17 protein-coding genes are annotated in these 16481 nt (G+C 63.4%); 13 read left to right on the forward strand and 4 right to left on the reverse strand.

The annotated features are described in order from the left end of the window. Positions 1 to 29: 29 nt before the first annotated feature. A complete protein-coding gene (locus tag ACGYLQ_RS03600; protein ID WP_394440497.1) occupies positions 30 to 704 on the forward strand; it encodes a thermonuclease family protein in 675 nt (224 codons plus the stop codon). Here the strand turns inward: ACGYLQ_RS03600 and ACGYLQ_RS03605 are convergent, their stop codons facing one another. Next, positions 705 to 2105: a short-chain fatty acyl-CoA regulator family protein gene (locus ACGYLQ_RS03605; RefSeq protein WP_394440499.1), complete on the reverse strand. Its 1401-nt coding sequence runs from the start codon at positions 2103 to 2105 to the stop codon at positions 705 to 707. Between the two features lie 78 nt (positions 2106 to 2183). After that, entirely contained in the window at positions 2184 to 3398 is a 1215-nt protein-coding gene (locus ACGYLQ_RS03610; RefSeq protein ID WP_394440501.1) for a multidrug effflux MFS transporter, read from the reverse strand. A gap of 169 nt (positions 3399 to 3567) precedes the next feature. On the opposite strand from ACGYLQ_RS03610, the gene ACGYLQ_RS03615 reads away from it, so the two are divergent. The 7 genes from ACGYLQ_RS03615 (at position 3568) to ACGYLQ_RS03645 (ending at position 9351) form a co-directional block, all read left to right on the forward strand. Beyond that, the gene (locus ACGYLQ_RS03615; RefSeq protein ID WP_168612268.1) at positions 3568 to 5100 is read left to right on the forward strand and encodes an acyl-CoA carboxylase subunit beta; all 1533 of its coding nucleotides are present in this window, start codon (positions 3568 to 3570) and stop codon (positions 5098 to 5100) included. A gap of 105 nt (positions 5101 to 5205) precedes the next feature. Continuing rightward, positions 5206 to 5460 carry a Rho termination factor gene (locus ACGYLQ_RS03620; protein ID WP_394440503.1) on the forward strand — a complete coding sequence of 85 codons (255 nt, stop codon included), beginning with the start codon at positions 5206 to 5208 and terminating at the stop codon, positions 5458 to 5460. Beyond that, a complete protein-coding gene (locus tag ACGYLQ_RS03625) occupies positions 5358 to 5858 on the forward strand; it encodes a DUF6497 family protein (RefSeq protein WP_394440505.1) in 501 nt (166 codons plus the stop codon). Before ACGYLQ_RS03620 ends, ACGYLQ_RS03625 begins: the two co-directional genes overlap by 103 nt. A 214-nt stretch (positions 5859 to 6072) precedes the next feature. Continuing rightward, a complete protein-coding gene (locus ACGYLQ_RS03630) occupies positions 6073 to 6213 on the forward strand; it encodes a hypothetical protein (protein WP_162931863.1) in 141 nt (46 codons plus the stop codon). 81 nt (positions 6214 to 6294) lie between these two features. After that, positions 6295 to 6642 (forward strand): hypothetical protein, encoded by a 348-nt coding sequence (locus tag ACGYLQ_RS03635; RefSeq protein ID WP_271693800.1) that lies wholly within the window; start codon positions 6295 to 6297, stop codon positions 6640 to 6642. Between the two features lie 319 nt (positions 6643 to 6961). Further along, positions 6962 to 7168, forward strand: a complete 207-nt coding sequence (locus ACGYLQ_RS03640; RefSeq protein ID WP_067261646.1) for a hypothetical protein — start codon at positions 6962 to 6964, stop codon at positions 7166 to 7168. A 137-nt stretch (positions 7169 to 7305) separates the two neighbouring features. Then, entirely contained in the window at positions 7306 to 9351 is a 2046-nt protein-coding gene (locus ACGYLQ_RS03645) for an acetyl-CoA carboxylase biotin carboxylase subunit (protein ID WP_394440507.1), read from the forward strand. A gap of 42 nt (positions 9352 to 9393) precedes the next feature. Here ACGYLQ_RS03645 and ACGYLQ_RS03650 read toward each other — a convergent pair whose 3' ends face one another. Beyond that, positions 9394 to 9849: a DUF4174 domain-containing protein gene (locus tag ACGYLQ_RS03650; RefSeq protein ID WP_394440509.1), complete on the reverse strand. Its 456-nt coding sequence runs from the start codon at positions 9847 to 9849 to the stop codon at positions 9394 to 9396. A 165-nt stretch (positions 9850 to 10014) separates the two neighbouring features. Here ACGYLQ_RS03650 and scpA point away from each other — a divergent pair, with 165 nt between their 5' ends. The 5 genes from scpA (at position 10015) to ACGYLQ_RS03675 (ending at position 14854) form a co-directional block, all read left to right on the forward strand. Further along, positions 10015 to 12156, forward strand: coding sequence for a methylmalonyl-CoA mutase (gene scpA / locus ACGYLQ_RS03655; RefSeq protein ID WP_209219048.1), 2142 nt, complete (start codon positions 10015 to 10017; stop codon positions 12154 to 12156). Further along, complete coding sequence (locus tag ACGYLQ_RS03660) at positions 12156 to 12677, forward strand: GNAT family N-acetyltransferase (protein ID WP_394440511.1); 522 nt, start codon at positions 12156 to 12158, stop codon at positions 12675 to 12677. Before scpA ends, ACGYLQ_RS03660 begins: the two co-directional genes overlap by 1 nt. A gap of 52 nt (positions 12678 to 12729) precedes the next feature. Further along, positions 12730 to 13410: a molecular chaperone DjiA gene (locus tag ACGYLQ_RS03665; protein WP_067261634.1), complete on the forward strand. Its 681-nt coding sequence runs from the start codon at positions 12730 to 12732 to the stop codon at positions 13408 to 13410. Further along, positions 13410 to 14411 carry an endonuclease/exonuclease/phosphatase family protein gene (locus ACGYLQ_RS03670; protein WP_394440513.1) on the forward strand — a complete coding sequence of 334 codons (1002 nt, stop codon included), beginning with the start codon at positions 13410 to 13412 and terminating at the stop codon, positions 14409 to 14411. Before ACGYLQ_RS03665 ends, ACGYLQ_RS03670 begins: the two co-directional genes overlap by 1 nt. Positions 14412 to 14488: 77 nt before the next feature. Beyond that, positions 14489 to 14854, forward strand: a complete 366-nt coding sequence (locus ACGYLQ_RS03675) for a hypothetical protein (protein WP_394440515.1) — start codon at positions 14489 to 14491, stop codon at positions 14852 to 14854. Here the strand turns inward: ACGYLQ_RS03675 and ACGYLQ_RS03680 are convergent. Continuing rightward, positions 14851 to 16434 carry a Ppx/GppA family phosphatase gene (locus ACGYLQ_RS03680; protein WP_394440517.1) on the reverse strand — a complete coding sequence of 528 codons (1584 nt, stop codon included), beginning with the start codon at positions 16432 to 16434 and terminating at the stop codon, positions 14851 to 14853. The two genes, ACGYLQ_RS03675 and ACGYLQ_RS03680, sit on opposite strands and share 4 nt — an antisense overlap. Positions 16435 to 16481 lie beyond the last annotated feature (47 nt).

The raw sequence follows: 16481 nt of genomic DNA on the forward strand, positions 1-16481 counted from the left end.
GCCGCGGAGCGGGGCGTCATACCTGCCTCATGTTAAGGATTTGTTCACTTTTCGCCCTCAGTCTGACATTGAGCCTCGCAACTGGATCGGCGGGGGCGCAGACCGTCTCGGGCGTGGTCCGCGTGATCGACGGGGATACTTTCGATCTCGGCGGTACGCGCATCCGCTTACACGGCATCGATGCGCTCGAATCCAGCCAGACCTGCGAGACAGAGGGCGGGCAGGCCTGGGCCTGCGGAGATTGGACAACGAGGGAGGTGCGCGACAGATACCAAGGGGCCGACGCGCATTGTGAGGCACTGGACCGCGACCGTTATGATCGCATCGTCGCCCGCTGCCATGTGGGCGACGTTGACGTGGGGCAGGCGCTGGTGCGTGACGGGCTGGCCTTTGCCTATCGCAAATATTCGATGGACTATGATCTGGATGAGAAAGCCGCCTTTGTCGCGGGCCGTGGGATTCACGGGTTCAAGACGGTTTCCCCCGCCCGCTACCGCGTGACCCGCCGCAGCGGGTCCGAGCCTGCCCGGCCCGAGGGGAGTTGCCAGATCAAAGGCAATATCAACGCCAAGGGGGTCAAGATTTACCATATGCCGGGGCAGGAATTTTACAGCCGCACCCGCATCAGCGCCCGCAAGGGCGAGCGTTGGTTCTGTTCCGAAGCCGAGGCCCGCGGCGCGGGGTGGCGGCGCGCGCGGCGCTGATCACTCCACCCGGTAGGGCAGGGTGTCGCGCAGATGCGGGTCGACCACCAACTGCCGCTCTAGCGGCGGGACGGAGCGTTGATGGCAGTCCCGGCGCTCGCAAATCCGGCAGGAAATGCCAATCGGTTCAAAGGCATCGCTGCGGGTGACATCCATCCCATCGGCATAGACCAGCGCGGGCGCATGGCGCACCTCGCAGCCCAGTGAAATCGCATAGCGCCGCACCGGCGCGCCAAACCGCCCCGCCGGTTTCGAGATGTCCCGCGCCAAACTGATATAGCGCACCCCATCCGGCGTCTCGGCCAATTGCCGAAGGAACCGCCCCGGCGTCTCAAAGGCGCGGTGGACGTTCCAGAGCGGGCAGGCGCCGCCGAAACGCGCGAATTGCAGCCGGGTCGCGGAATGGCGTTTGGTAATTGTTCCCGCCTGATCGACCCGGACGAAGAAGAAGGGCACCCCCTTTGCCCCGGGCCTTTGCATCGTCGATAGCCGATGCGCCACCTGCTCGATCGAGGCACCGAAATGCCCGGCCAGCACCTCCAGATCATGGCGGCAGTCCTGCGCCTTTTGCAAAAACCGCCCATAGGGCAAGAGGGCCGCCCCGGCGAAATAATTGGCCAGCCCAATCTTTGCGATATCCCGGGCCGCGGTGCTGTGGAAGCGGGCGAGGTCCAGCGTCGCCTCCAACAGCGCGTCTTGCTGGGTCAGCGCCACCTGCAGCAACATCTGAAAGGTCTGTGTCTCAGGCGCCGCACGGGCCGATAGATGCAGCACCTTGCGCGCGGGATCATAGGCGCGCAGCCGGTCGTCATCCTCAAAAACCACGCGTACCCCAACGCTCTCAAGCGCACGCGCCGCGGTCGCCCGCGTGTCACTGCCGCTGCCTTCGCGGGTCGCGAAATGCTCTGCCGCACGGTCGACGGCATCGATGTAATTGTCGCAATAGTGAAAGAAGTCCCGCACCTCTTCCCAAGGGGAGGGCATCGCGCGGGCATCCTCACGGCCCAATGCTTCGTCCAGCGAGGCCAGCCGTTCATGCACCTGTCGGTAGCTTTGATGCAGCGCGAGAAAGGCATGTGCCAGCCCCGGCGCGTTGGAGGCGGTAAGGCGCAGATCGGCCACCGGGGGCGCCTTTCCGGCGAAAATCGGATCGGCCAGCGCCTCACGCAGATCGCTGACCAACCGCTCCCCATCGCCGCTGGAAAGCTCGGTTACATCCAGCCTGAACTCCGACGCCAAGGCGAGCACGACATTGGTGCTGACAGGCCGGTTGTTGTTCTCCATCTGGTTGAGATAGGGCAAGGAGACGCCCAACCGGGCGGCGAAGTCTTTCTGCGTCAGCCCCGCGCGGGTACGGGTCTCACGCAGTTTCACACCGGCATAGAGTTTCTGGATCGCCATCCGCGCACCTTTGCAACTTTGCAGTTAGGTGCAGCCTAGCTTTGCAAAGCCGGGGTCACAAGCGCGGAGAGCGTGGGCCTAGAGCCCCAAGGCTTTCTCACGCCGGATCACCACCCAGATGGAGGCGACCGAGGCGATGGCCGTCAGCAACATGAGCCACAACAGCGGATAGGCCCCGGTTTCGGGGGTGAGCAGGGCGCCCGCCAGCGCGCTCAAGGCCGCGCCGCCGACGATCATGATCGCCCCGCCCAGCCCGGAGGCCGTGCCCGCCAAATGCGGGCGCACCGACAGCATCCCGGCGGTGGCATTGGGAATGCAGAGCCCGTTGCCCAGCCCCACCAGCGTCATCAGCCCGAAAAAGCTGAGCGGGGAGCCGTATCCTGCAAGGAAGATCAGCAGCGACACCGTGCCGCCCAGGGCGTTGGAAATGCAGCCCCAAAGCACCAGCGTATTGACGCCAAACCGGGTCGCCGTCCGCGCGGTGACGAAGTTGCCGATGAAATAACCAATCGCGGGTGCGCCGAAATAGAGGCCAAGCACCGCAGGCTCCATCCCGAAGACCACGGTCCCCACAAAGGGCGCGCCGCCGAGATAGGCAAAGAAGGCGCCCGAGCAAAAGCCCGTGGCCAGCGCATAGCCCCAAAACCGCGGCGAGCGGAGCAGCTCGGGGTATTCGCCGAACTGCTGGCGCAGCGATTTGCCGCTGGCCCGCGCGGTTTCGCCCAAATCCGCCCAAGCCACCCAAAACACCAGCCCGCCAAGGATCAGCATCGCCCAGAAGGAAGCCTGCCAGCCGAAACCCTGCTCCAGCAGCCCGCCCAAGGCGGGGCTGATCATCGGCACCAGCGCCATGCCCATGGTCACATAGCCGATCATGGAGGCGGATTCGTCTTGGGTATAAAGGTCGCGGATCACCGCGCGGCTCAGCACCATGCCCGTGGCGATCACGGCCTGCGCCATGCGGAATACCAGAAACACGGCGATGTTCGGCGCCAGCAGACAGCCGACCGTAGCCACGAAGAAGATGCCCAAGCCCCAAAGCATCACCCGCCGCCGCCCGAGGTTGTCCGAAATTGGCCCGATGAAAATCTGCAGTATCCCACTGAAGAACAGGTAGAGCGGCACAGAAAGCTGGATCACCGCATAATCCGTGCCGAAATGCTCTGCCATCTTCGGCAGGCTGGGCAGGAAGATGTTCATGACCATGGCCGAAAGCCCGGCCAGCAGGATCAGCGTTGAAATATGGGGCGGGGTCGTCCGGTCTAAATACCGGACCCGGGGGATATCGCTCATGCAAATGCAAGTAGTCGCGGGTATGGGAAATGTCCATGTTAACTAGATTGTTTTGCAACTTTTCATTTTGCTTCGCCGCGCCTGTATTGATTTTGCAAATTTGCAAAATTGCGCTTTGGTCAGTTGCGCTCCTCCGGTAGACTGGTCGAAATCACAATAGGGGTGCGTCATGAAAGACATTCTCGAACAACTGGAGCGGCGTCGCGAAGATGCGCGTTTGGGCGGCGGTCAGGCACGGATCGATGCGCAGCACGGCCGCGGCAAGCTCACCGCGCGGGAGCGTGTCGATCTGCTGCTCGACGAAGGCTCCTTCGAGGAATTCGACATGTTCGTCACCCACCGCTGCACCGATTTCGGCATGCAGGATCAAAAGCCCGCGGGCGATGGCGTGGTCACCGGCTGGGGCACGATCAATGGCCGCCTCGTCTATGTCTTCAGTCAGGATTTCACCGTCTTCGGCGGCTCCCTATCTGAAACCCATGCTCAGAAAATCTGCAAGATCATGGATATGGCAGTGCAAAACGGCGCGCCGGTGATCGGCATCAACGATTCCGGCGGCGCGCGCATCCAAGAAGGTGTGGCAAGCCTTGCAGGCTACGCCGAGGTCTTCCAGCGCAACATCGAAGCCTCCGGCGTGATCCCCCAGATCAGCGTCATCATGGGCCCCTGCGCGGGCGGGGCGGTCTATTCGCCCGCGATGACCGACTTCATCTTCATGGTCAAAGACAGCTCTTATATGTTCGTCACCGGTCCGGACGTGGTGAAAACCGTCACCAACGAAGTCGTCACCGCCGAAGAGCTGGGCGGCGCCACGACCCACACGCGCAAATCCTCCGTCGCCGACGCGGCCTTCGAGAACGATGTCGAGGCATTGGCCGAGGTGCGCCGCCTCGTCGATCTGCTGCCCGCCAACAACCGCGAGAAACCGCCGGTCCGCCCCTTCTTCGACGATCCCAACCGGATCGAGCCCTCGCTCGACACGCTGGTGCCGTCGAACGCCAATACCCCCTATGATATGAAGGAATTGATCCTCAAGCTGGCGGATGAGGGCGACTTCTACGAAATCCAAGAGGAATTCGCCAAGAACATCATCACCGGTTTCATCCGCCTTGAGGGGCGTACCGTCGGCGTGGTGGCCAACCAACCGATGGTGCTGGCCGGCTGCCTCGACATCGACAGCTCGCGCAAGGCGGCGCGTTTCGTGCGTTTCTGCGATGCCTTCGAAATTCCGATCCTCACGCTGGTGGACGTGCCCGGCTTCCTGCCCGGCACCGGTCAGGAATTCGGCGGTGTCATCAAACACGGCGCGAAACTGCTCTTCGCCTATGGCGAAGCGACCGTGCCGATGGTCACCGTCATCACGCGCAAAGCCTATGGCGGCGCCTATGACGTGATGGCCTCAAAGCACCTGCGCTCGGATTTCAACTACGCTTGGCCCACCGCCGAAGTCGCCGTGATGGGCGCCAAAGGCGCGACCGAGATCATTCACCGCAAGGATCTGAACGACCCCGAAAAGATCGCCAAACACACCAAGGATTACGAGGATCGTTTCGCCAATCCTTTCGTCGCCGCCGAACGTGGCTTCATCGACGAGGTGATCCAGCCGCGCTCTACCCGCAAACGGGTCGCCCGCGCCTTCGCCTCTCTGCGCAACAAAAAAGTGCAGACCCCGTGGAAGAAACACGACAACATCCCGCTCTGAGCGCCATCATGCAGCTTCATCCTTTCTCAAATACCGATCCCACGAGGGCCGCGCGCGGAACCCTCGGCGGGCTGGGTGGTTTTCCTTGCAAAGGAGGACCGGATCATGCCGAATTCATCCATCAAGGACGAAGAGACCTACAAGTCCCTGCGCGAGGATGGGGCGAGCAAGGAGAAAGCCGCCCGGATCGCCAACGCTCAGGCCAACGACAGCCAGCATCCCAGCCAGAAGGGGGGCAAACAGCCGCCCTACGAGGATTGGACCAAGGACGATCTCTACGACCGGGCGCAGGAGCTCGGGATCGAAGGGCGCTCGGACATGGACAAGGGCGCGCTGATCGATGTGCTGCGCAACCACTAGGCGCTCTTCTGCGCCGGGCATGGCTGCCAGCCCTGCTGGCGGTCGGGCTTGGAGGCCCCGCGCGGGCCATTGATGTCCCCTCTGGGCAAGCTGTTGACCTTCAAGAGGTCTTGGTCGAGGAGCTCGGCGGTGAAACTTGGCTTCGCTTCCGTTTTATCGCCCCGCAGATTGCCAAAGGGCCGGGGGCCATCGCCTATGACCGCGCCGCTCCGGATATGGAGCATCTCTGCGCGGTCGTCGCACTTCCTTACATGACTGAACATGCGCTGGCGGGGCAGGTGATCGTCGTCTCCCTCGCCGACCGTCCGGTGGAATTCGGCGCGGCCGACCCCGAGGCGACCCAGTATTTCGAAGCTTTCCGGGCGCAGGATGACACCTGCATTTGGGAGGGTTTGTGATGCACAGGCAATATCTTGCAAGAATCCGCCGATCCTCGGATTGGAATGATGCTTTGGAGTCACAACGCGACCGATTGCACTTGCAACCGTATCCATTGCCATGTGAATCGCATATGATGCGGTCAAGGAATACCCACGTATCCCTTACCTCAGAACCCGGGCTTGGCCGGCGTGTTGTCGTGTCAGGTTCATTTAACATTAATAGGAGATATCCATGTCCAAGAGCATCAAGTTGCTGGCAGCCATCGGTTTCGTTGCAGCGGTTTCGGCCTGCGCGCAGCAAGAAGAAGAGTTTGTCGTGGTCGAGCCCGAGCCCATCTCGGTTGAGCCCGTCTACACCGGCAAGTACAAGTAATGCCGTTGCAGGGCAGGCGTTTGCGCCTGCCCTGATCCCAGCCACCCCTGCAACCGGGAGGGGTGTCTGATGCCCGCCTATATGCTAAAACACCGCGGGTTCCCCGGGCGTCTGCCCGGCACCGATTTCCAATTCACCATTCGCCGTCCGAACCCCAAAGGGGTCACGCCCATCACCCGGCGTGAACGTCGTCCCGATCGCCGCGCCCCGGATCGTCGCGCCGATACCGCCTTTGTCAAAGCCCTTTGGGAAGCCTTTGGCGAACATCCTTTTGAGCGGGGCAATCTGGATGCGGGACGTCTGTCTTGGCTCTTTGGCCGTGAGGTTCTGCCCGCGACCGATCCTTTCGACCCTGCCGATTACGAAGCGCTGCTGGTGCTTGACGTGCCTGCAGCCCGCGCCGCATTTCCCGAAGCTTTCGAGGATTGATCGGCATGATGTCGCCGCGCCTGTTCACAGATCAGCATGGCTTTGCCGAAGTTCCGTCCGGGACTGGCGCAGGCTTGGCACCGCTGGCGGCGTGGGCCAAGCTTGCCATGGCTGGCGGCACATCATTTGTCCTTCGTGCCGCTGGACATGAAGACCATACCCCTTCCCCTATCGGGCAGTCGCGCGCTTGTGCGGGGCTGTCCGACTTTTCGAAAGGGTGGTTTTTGCGTCACAGGGCAGCAGACCGAAAAAACGTCCGGGAACTTGTCAAACGGCAGGGCGTTGGTCGGATAGTAGATAGCAGTGAAGGAACAGGCACATGTCCATTCGTAACATCATTCTCGCGCTTGGCGCGACAGCCGGTCTGGCCGCATGCGGCGACAACATCGGCGAACAAGGTTTGGGCGGCGCAGCCGTCGGCGCAGGTGCGGCAGCCGTCACAGGCGGGTCTCTGGCGCAGGGCGCAGCCATCGGCGCTGCAGCCAACGTCGGTTACTGCCAGCTCAACCCCGGCAAATGTAACTGATCCAGCTACAATAGCCGCTTTGCCCGCCATCCGCGCGGTCAGGGCGGCCTCCCTTTCATCTTTACCCCTACAGGCACCCGCGCAGCCCCGGCTGACGCGGCATTTTGCGTGGCCTGTCACCGTCAAAGGAACTGCTGATGTTTGACAAGATCCTCATTGCCAACCGGGGCGAAATCGCCTGCCGCGTGATCAAGACCGCCAAGAAAATGGGACTGACCACCGTGGCGATCTATTCCGATGCAGACGCGCAGGCGTTGCATGTGGAAATGGCGGATGAGGCCATTCACATCGGCCCGCCCCCGGCGAACCAGTCCTATATCGTCATCGACAAGGTTATGGAGGCGATCAAGCAATCGGGCGCGCAGGCGGTGCATCCGGGCTATGGTTTCTTGAGCGAAAACAGCAAGTTCGCCGAAGCGCTCGACGCCGCTGGCGTGGCCTTCGTCGGCCCACCGAAAGGGGCCATCGAGAAGATGGGCGACAAGATCACCTCCAAGAAGATCGCCAAAGAGGCCGGGGTTTCGACCGTGCCGGGCTATATGGGGCTGATCGAAGACGCCGAGGAAGCGGTGAAGATCTCCAATGACATCGGCTACCCGGTGATGCTTAAGGCCTCCGCCGGCGGTGGTGGCAAGGGTATGCGGATCGCTTGGAACGACGAGGAAGCGCGCGAGGGTTTCCAATCGTCCAAGAACGAGGCCGCGAATTCCTTCGGCGATGACCGGATCTTCATTGAGAAATTCGTGACGCAGCCGCGCCACATCGAAATTCAGGTGCTTTGCGATGCTCATGGCAATGGCATCTATCTGGGGGAGCGCGAATGCTCGATCCAGCGCCGCAACCAGAAGGTGGTTGAAGAGGCGCCGAGCCCCTTCCTTGACGAAGAGACCCGCCGCGCGATGGGCGAACAGGCTGTCGCTCTGGCGCAGGCCGTGGGCTACACCAGCGCGGGCACCGTGGAATTCATCGTCGACGGCGACAAGAATTTCTACTTCCTTGAGATGAACACCCGCCTTCAGGTGGAGCACCCGGTGACGGAGTTGATCACCGGCGTCGATCTGGTGGAGCAGATGATCCGCGTGGCCAATGGCGAGAAGCTGTCGATCACCCAAGACGACGTGACCCTGACCGGCTGGGCCATCGAGAACCGGCTTTACGCCGAGGACCCCTACCGCGGCTTCCTGCCCTCCATCGGTCGCTTGACCCGCTACCGCCCGCCGCAGGAAGTGGCCGCGGGGCCGCTTCTGGAGCAGGGCACTTGGCAGGGCGACGCGCCCGCCGGTGACATGGCCGTGCGCAACGATACTGGCGTCTACGAGGGCGGCGAGATCTCGATGTATTACGACCCTATGATCGCCAAGCTCTGCACATGGGCGCCGACGCGCGCCGAGGCGATCGAGAAGATGCGCGTGGCGCTCGACAGTTTCGAGGTCGAGGGCATCGGGCACAACCTGCCGTTCCTCAGCGCGGTGATGGATCACCCCAAGTTCGTCTCGGGCGAGATGACCACCGCCTTCATCGCCGAGGAATATCCCGATGGTTTCGAAGGCGTGACCCTGCCGGAGAGCGAGCTGCGCCGCATCGCCGCCGCCTGTGCCGCCATGCACCGCGTTGGCGAAATCCGCCGCGCCCGCGTTTCGGGCCGGATGGACAACCACGAGCGCAAAGTCGGCAGCGATTGGAACGTGAAGCTTCAGGGTGAGAACTTTGATGTGGTCACCAAGGCCGATCCCGAAGGGGCGACGGTGGCTTTCTCTGATGGCAGCGAAATGCGTGTCAGCGGCGATTGGACCCCGGGCGACCAACTGGCCGAGATGACCGTCGATGGCGCGCCTTTGGTGCTGAAGGTCGGCAAAATCTCCGGCGGCTTCCGCATCCGTACCCGCGGCGCGGACCTGAAGGTCCATGTCCGCACGCCGCGTCAGGCGGAACTGGCGGCCCTGATGCCCGAAAAGCTGCCGCCTGACACGTCGAAGATGCTGCTCTGCCCGATGCCGGGTCTGGTGGTGAAGCTCGACGTCGAAGTGGGCGACGAGGTTCAGGAGGGCCAAGCGCTCTGCACCATCGAGGCGATGAAGATGGAAAACATCCTGCGCGCTGAGAAGAAGGGCGTCGTCAACAAGGTCAACGCCGGTGCGGGCGACAGCCTTGCGGTGGACGATGTGATCATGGAGTTCGAATAGGGTGCGACGCGCGGGCGATCAGGGCGGGCAGGGCGCGGGGCATCAGCGGTTGACGCCGCGCTCCTTCGCCTCTCTGATCTCTCGCTGCCTCAGCGGCATCTTGTCGATGCTGCGGGTGATCTCGCGCACGTCCCAAGGGAAGGGTTTGCGCAGTTCGATCTGGCCTTCCTTGTCGACCAGCACCAGCATGAAACCACGCGGGCGCATCCGCAGGCGCAGCGGGCTCTGCGCGGCGGGGTCGGTATCGGTCAGCACGACGACATCGCGCAGGCGCAACTCGTCCTCGCGCTCGCGGAGGTATTCCATCTGCGCGACGAAGGCGGGGTCATTCTCGGAATTGGCAAAGACCAGCACGGGCCGCTTGGTCCATTGGAAGGTGCTGAGATCGGCCATATCGGCAGGCAGGAACAATGGCTCCTCCACCGGGGCATCGGCCCCTTGGGCCATGGCCGCCGTGGTCATCAATCCTGCAAAAACTAGTGAGATCAAACGTTTCATCAAGGCTCCTGTCCCCTCAAATATAGGGGGCCTGTGCCAGTTTGCGAAGGGCAAAGCGCCGCAGGGGGTATTTATCCCCCTAGGGGCGCGGCCTTTGACAATTCAGCCGCCCCAGTCGCGCAGGCCGATGCCTGCCGCCGGGCGCTAAGGGAGAAGGACAAGCATATGACATCCGACCAAAAGGACGCGAAGGCGCGTTGGCAGGAACTGGCTACCGGCGAATTGCGTGGGCGCAGCCTTGACGATCTGACGTGGAAGACGCTGGAGGGGATCGACGTCCAGCCGCTCTACACCGCCGAGGACGTGGACGGGCTGGAGCATCTCGGCAGCATCCCCGGCGAGGCGCCGTTTACGCGCGGCGTGAAGGCCACGATGTATGCGGGCCGCCCTTGGACGATCCGGCAATATGCGGGCTTCTCCACGGCGGAGGAATCCAACGCCTTTTACCGCCGTGCCTTGGCGGCAGGCCAGCAGGGTGTCTCCGTCGCCTTCGATCTGGCGACGCACCGGGGCTATGACAGTGACCACCCCCGCGTGGAGGGCGATGTTGGCAAGGCGGGCGTGGCCATCGACTCGGTCGAGGACATGAAGATCCTCTTCGACGGCATCCCGCTCGATCAGGTGTCGGTCTCCATGACGATGAACGGCGCGGTGATCCCGATCCTCGCTAATTTCATCGTCGCGGGCGAAGAGCAGGGCCACGACCGGGCCAAGCTTTCGGGCACGATCCAGAACGACATCCTCAAGGAATTCATGGTGCGCAACACCTATGTCTACCCGCCGGAACCGTCGATGCGGATCATCGGGGACATCATCGAATATACCTCGGACCACATGCCCAAGTTCAACTCGATCTCAATCTCTGGCTACCACATGCAGGAGGCGGGGGCGAACCTCGTGCAGGAACTGGCCTTCACCATCGCCGATGGGCGCGAATATGTGCGCACGGCGATTGCGGCGGGTATGGACGTGGACCGCTTCGCGCCGCGTCTGTCGTTCTTCTTTGCCATCGGCATGAACTTCTTCATGGAGGCCGCCAAGCTGCGCGCCGCACGTCTGCTCTGGTCGCGGGTGATGGAGGAGTTCGAGCCGAAGAACCCCAAGTCCTCGATGTTGCGCACCCACTGCCAGACCTCGGGCGTGAGCCTTGCCGAGCAGGACCCTTACAACAACGTAGTCCGTACGGCCTACGAGGCGCTTTCGGCGGTGCTGGGTGGCACCCAGTCGCTGCACACCAATTCGCTGGATGAGGCCATCGGCCTGCCCACCGACCATTCGGCGCGCATTGCCCGGAACACCCAGCTGATCTTGCAGGAAGAGACCGGCATCACCAATGTCGTCGACCCGCTGGCGGGCAGCTACTACGTCGAGAAACTGACCGCCGATTTGGCCGAAGCGGCGTGGAAGCTGATCGAAGAGGTCGAGGAGATGGGCGGCATGACCAAGGCCGTGGCCTCGGGCATGCCGAAACTCCGCATCGAGGAAGCCGCGGCCCAGCGTCAGGCGGGCATCGACCGCGGCACCGAGGTGATCGTCGGCGTCAACAAGTACCGCCGCGACAAGGAAGAGCCGATCGACATTCTCGACGTCGACAACGTCAAGGTGCGCGCAGGACAGGTGGCGCGTCTGGAGCGCATCCGCGCCGAGCGCGACGAAGAGGCCTGCACCGCCGCCTTGGCGGAACTGACACGGCGGGCGGCCGAGGGCGGCAACCTGCTCGACGCCGCGGTCGAGGCCGCGCGCGCACGCGCCACAGTGGGGGAAATCAGCATGGCGATGGAAAAGGAATTCGGACGGCACCGGGCCGAGGTCAAGACACTCTCGGGTGTCTATGGCGCGGCCTATGAGGGCGACGCGGGCTTTGCCGACATTCAGAAATCGGTCGATGAGTTCGCCGAGGCCGAGGGCCGTCGCCCGCGTATGTTGGTGGTCAAGATGGGTCAGGACGGCCACGACCGCGGTGCCAAGGTGATCGCCACCGCCTTTGCCGACATCGGCTTTGACGTGGACGTGGGCCCGTTGTTCCAGACCCCTGCGGAGGCCGCGCAGGACGCCGTGGACAACGACGTGCATGTCATCGGCATCTCGAGCCAAGCGGCGGGGCACAAGACGCTGGCGCCGCAGCTTATTCAGGCGCTGAAGGATGCGGGGGCGGAGGATATCCTCGTGATCTGCGGCGGGGTGATCCCGCAGCAGGACTACAAGTTCCTGCAAGACGCGGGCGTGAAGGCGATCTTTGGGCCGGGCACCAATATCCCGACCGCCGCGCAGGACATCCTGAAGCTGATCCGCGAGACGCGGAAGTGATGCAAGGGGAAGGAAGCGCCGCCCTGAGGGGCGGCGTGATCCGCGCGGCTACGGCGCAGGATGCCGCCGCCGTGGCGGCGCTGTGGAACGCTATGATCCGCGACAGCCTGTCGACCTTCACGACCGACGAAAAGACGCCGGAGGAGATCGCAGCGCTGATCGCCGCCCGCGCCAATGCCTTTTGGGTGGCCGAAGGGGAGGGCGCGGTGCTGGGCTTTGTCACCTATGGCAGCTTTCGCGGCGGGCCGGGCTATGCGGCGACGGTGGAGCATAGCATCGTTCTGTCCGAGGCGGCGCAGGGGCGGGGGCTGGGCCACGACCTGATGACACAGGCCATAGAGGCGGCAGCGGCGCAGGGCCGTCATACCATGGTCGCCGCGATCAGCAGCGCCAATCCCGGCGCTGTGACGTTCCATGAAAGACTTGGCTTTGCGCAGGTCGGGCGGATGCCCGAGGTGGGGCGTAAACATGGGCGATGGCTCGATCTCATCTTGATGCAAAAAACGCTGACTGCATCCTGACTTCCCCGATGCCAGCGGTTAAGCTGGGGGCCGAATACCAAAGGGTCAGCCCATGTCGATCTGGACGCGCATCTCCGAAGCTCTGTCAGCCCTCACCGCGGGCGAGGGGCTGTCGGCTGTCTTTGACCGGCTGCGCAGCCCGCCCGAGCGCTCGGTGGCCTTTACCATCGCGGTGATCGCGCTTGGCGCCAAGATGGCCAAGGCCGATGGGCTGGTGACCCGCGATGAGGTGACCGCCTTTCGCGAAGTGTTCCAGATCGCCGAAGCGGATCAGGAAGGGGCGGCGCGGGTCTTTAACCTCGCCCGCCAAGACGTGACCGGTTTCGAGGATTACGCCCGCCGCATCGCGCGGATGTTCAGTGACCAGCCCCAGACCCTGCATGACCTGATGGAGGGGCTGTTTCACATCGCGATGGCCGATGGCATCTACCACCCCAACGAAAACGCCTTTCTTGAGGATGTGGCCGCGATTTTCGGCATGGATGAAGAGGCTTTCGCCTCGCTCAAAGCGCGTTTCGTGCCGGATAGCTCGCCCCTGCCGCGCACGGTTTTGGGCATCGGCCCCAATGCGACGTTGGAAGAGGCCCGCCGCGCCTGGCGGCGGCTGGTGCGCGAGAACCATCCCGACGCGCTGGTGGCGCGGGGCTTGCCGCAAGAGGCGATCAAGATGGCCGAGAAACGCATGATCGACATCAACCGCGCGTGGGAAACGCTCTCGGGCAAACACGCTTGATGCGCATCGCGACCTACAATGTTGAGTGGTTTGCGAGCCTTTTTGACAATGACAACCGGCTTTACGACGATGACGCTTGGGCCGGGCGGCACGGGGTGACCCGTGCCCAGCAGACGGCGGCTTTGGGCCAAGTGTTCAGCGCGCTAGATGCCGATGCGGTCATGGTGATCGAAGCGCCGAACCACGGGCGGCGGCAATCCACCGTGGCGGCGCTTGAGCAATTTGCCGCGCGGTTTTCCCTGCGCATGCGGGCCGCTGTCATGGGATTTTCCAACGACACCGAGCAAGAGATCGCGCTGCTCTATGATCCTGACAAGCTCAGCGCCCGCCATGTACCTCAGGGTGCCACCAATGCCCCGCGCTTTGACCAGGCGCTGCGGATCGACCTTGACGTGGATGCGACGGAAGACGCGGTGGTCTTTTCCAAACCGCCCTTGGAGTTGGAGGTCACCACGAAGGCCGGTTTCGCCTTTCAGATGATCGGCGCGCATCTCAAATCCAAAGCGCCCCATGGGGCGAAGTCCGAGGCCGATGTGCTGCGCATCGCCATCGCCAACCGGCGCAAACAATTGGCACAGGCGATCTGGCTGAGGCGGCGGATCGACATGCATTTGGCGGCGGAACGGCCCGTGATGGTCTTGGGCGATCTGAACGACGGGCCGGGGCTGGATGAATTCGAAAGCCTCTTCGGGCGGTCCTCGGTCGAGATCGTGCTGGGGCAGGGGGCGGCGGCGCTGTTCGACCCCCATGCCAAACAGGCGCTCAGCCGCCGTTTGGGGGCCGCGCCGACCAGCGCGCGTTTCTGGATCGCGCCGGAGGAACGCTATCTTCAGGCGCTGCTGGACTACATCATGGTCAGCCCGCAGATCGCCGCCCCTGCGGCCCGCTGGCGGATTTGGCACCCGATGGATGACCCGGCCTGCTGGCAAGACGTCGCCCTGCGTGACGCGCTGCTGGCCGCCTCGGATCACTTTCCCGTCACGCTGGATGTCGATCTTTAGGCGGGGGGCTGCCAGCGGCGTGGCGTAAGACTGGACATGCGCGCTGCGCCGCCTACCTCAATCCCATGACACGCTTCATGCCCCTTATCGCCCTTTGTACGGTGCTGCCCCTCGCAGCCCATGCGCAGGAAGAATCCCAAGAACGCGGTCTCGGCCTGATGGAGCGCGGCGCGCAGATGTTCATGGACGGGATCATGGATGAGATGGGCCCGGTCATGGAGGGGTTTGAAGGGTTCACCGAGGCCATGCGCCCCGCGCTGCGCGATTTCGCGCGGGAGATGGGGCCGAAGCTTACGGAGCTTTTGGACGAGGTCGAGGATTGGAGCGCCTATCAAGCGCCCGAGATGCAGCCCAACGGCGATATCATCATCCGCCGCAAGCCCGATCACCCGATGGTCCCGCCAGAGACCCCAACCGAACCCGCGCCGCAGATCGAGCTTTAACGCGCGGCGCGTTTGCCGGTCCGAACATGCACCTCTGCCTCAAGCGATTTGGCGAGTGAGTTCAGCCGCGCCTCTGCGACCTCTCCGAAAAGCGGCACCATGTCGGGTGTGAGCCACAGTTCCAATTGCTTTTTCTTGGGGAACCAGCGCAATTCGCCGCGCTGTTCGCCCTTGTCCATCCAGAGCATTGCGCCAAAGCGCATGGCCTTGCCGAGGATCTCGGCCTCCAACCGGGTCTTTTCATCGACCATCTCATAGAGGTCTTCGAAACGGGTGTTCTCACGCTTGTTGGAATAGCGGTGCAACAGGGCCAGCCCGAGGTAGATGCGTTCGGCGTGTTTCAGCCCGCCGAGGTTGGCGCGGGTGGCATTGTCGAAACAGGTCTCGGCCCGGTAATCGGGATGCGCGCGCCAACTGACATCATGCAAAAGGCAGGCCGCTTTGACCAAACGCCTACGGGCGTGGGGGGCAGAGCGGTAGAGCGGCAGGATGAAGTTATAAAGCACCTTGCCGAAACCGGGCATCCGCGCGTCTTTGGCCTCGGCGAAATAGCAGGCTTCGATCAGTGGATCACGGTCGCGCAGGCGCTGCGGCATCTGCTCATAGAGCATGCCTTCGCGGATGCCGTAGCTGGAGATGGCGATGTCCTTGGGCCGGAAGGTTTTGACCAGACGGCTCAGCACCTCGGCGGCGTAGGGCACCAGCGACATCCGGCTGGAAGAGACGCCGCAGGCATTGCGCAATTCCTCAAGGTCGGAAGTTTGGATGAACTTCACCGTTTCCCGAACCGAGGTCACGGTCATGCGGTATTCATGCAGCACATGCAGCGGATAGCCCCGGCGGTACATGTCGATCCGCGCGATTGCCCGCCATGAGCCGCCCACAAGGAACAGCCGGTCACGCTGGCTGCCCATTTTTTCCTGAAGCCCGGTGATCACCTCTTTGATATGCGCGCGCCGCCCCTTGGCCCCGCCCTTGAGGTCGCGCAGCTTGAGGGGGCCAAGCTGCGAGGTGACCCGCCGCCCGACGCGCCCGCCCGAGATTTCGGCAAGCTCCATCGAAGAGCCGCCGATGTCGCAGACAAGACCGTAAGCGCCGGGCCAGCCCAAAAGCACCCCTTGCGCCGAGAGCCGCGCCTCTTCCTCGCCGTCGATCACCCAGATGCGCAACCCGGTCTCGCGCAGCACATCGGCGCAGAAGGCGCGCCCGTCGCTGGCATCGCGCACCGCCGCCGTGGCGACGACGGTAAGCTCCGACAGGCCCATGCCATCGGCCAATTTGCTGAACCGCCGCAGGGCCGAGAGCGCGCGGGCGCGGCCTTCGGGCGACAGATGCCCGGTCTCGGCCATGCCCGCGCCCAAGGCGCACATGATCTTTTCGTTGTAGAAATAGGCCGGAGAGCGCGCCGCGCCGTCAAAGACCACCAGCCGGACGGAGTTCGACCCCACATCCACCACGCCCACGCGGGCCAGCGCCCGCGCGCCCGGATCCTGAAACAAGGGTTTTCCGAAAAGGCCCAGTTCCGCCACACCCGTCTCAGGGACGGGGGCGGCTCGGGAAGGGTCGGTCTGGTCTGCCATCAATGCTCCTGCGGGCCATCCGTTTCACTGGATAATTGGCGCAGGGG

Origin of the sequence: Sulfitobacter sp. 1A12779 (assembly GCF_043557315.1) — a bacterium.
Classification (GTDB): domain Bacteria; phylum Pseudomonadota; class Alphaproteobacteria; order Rhodobacterales; family Rhodobacteraceae; genus Sulfitobacter; species Sulfitobacter faviae.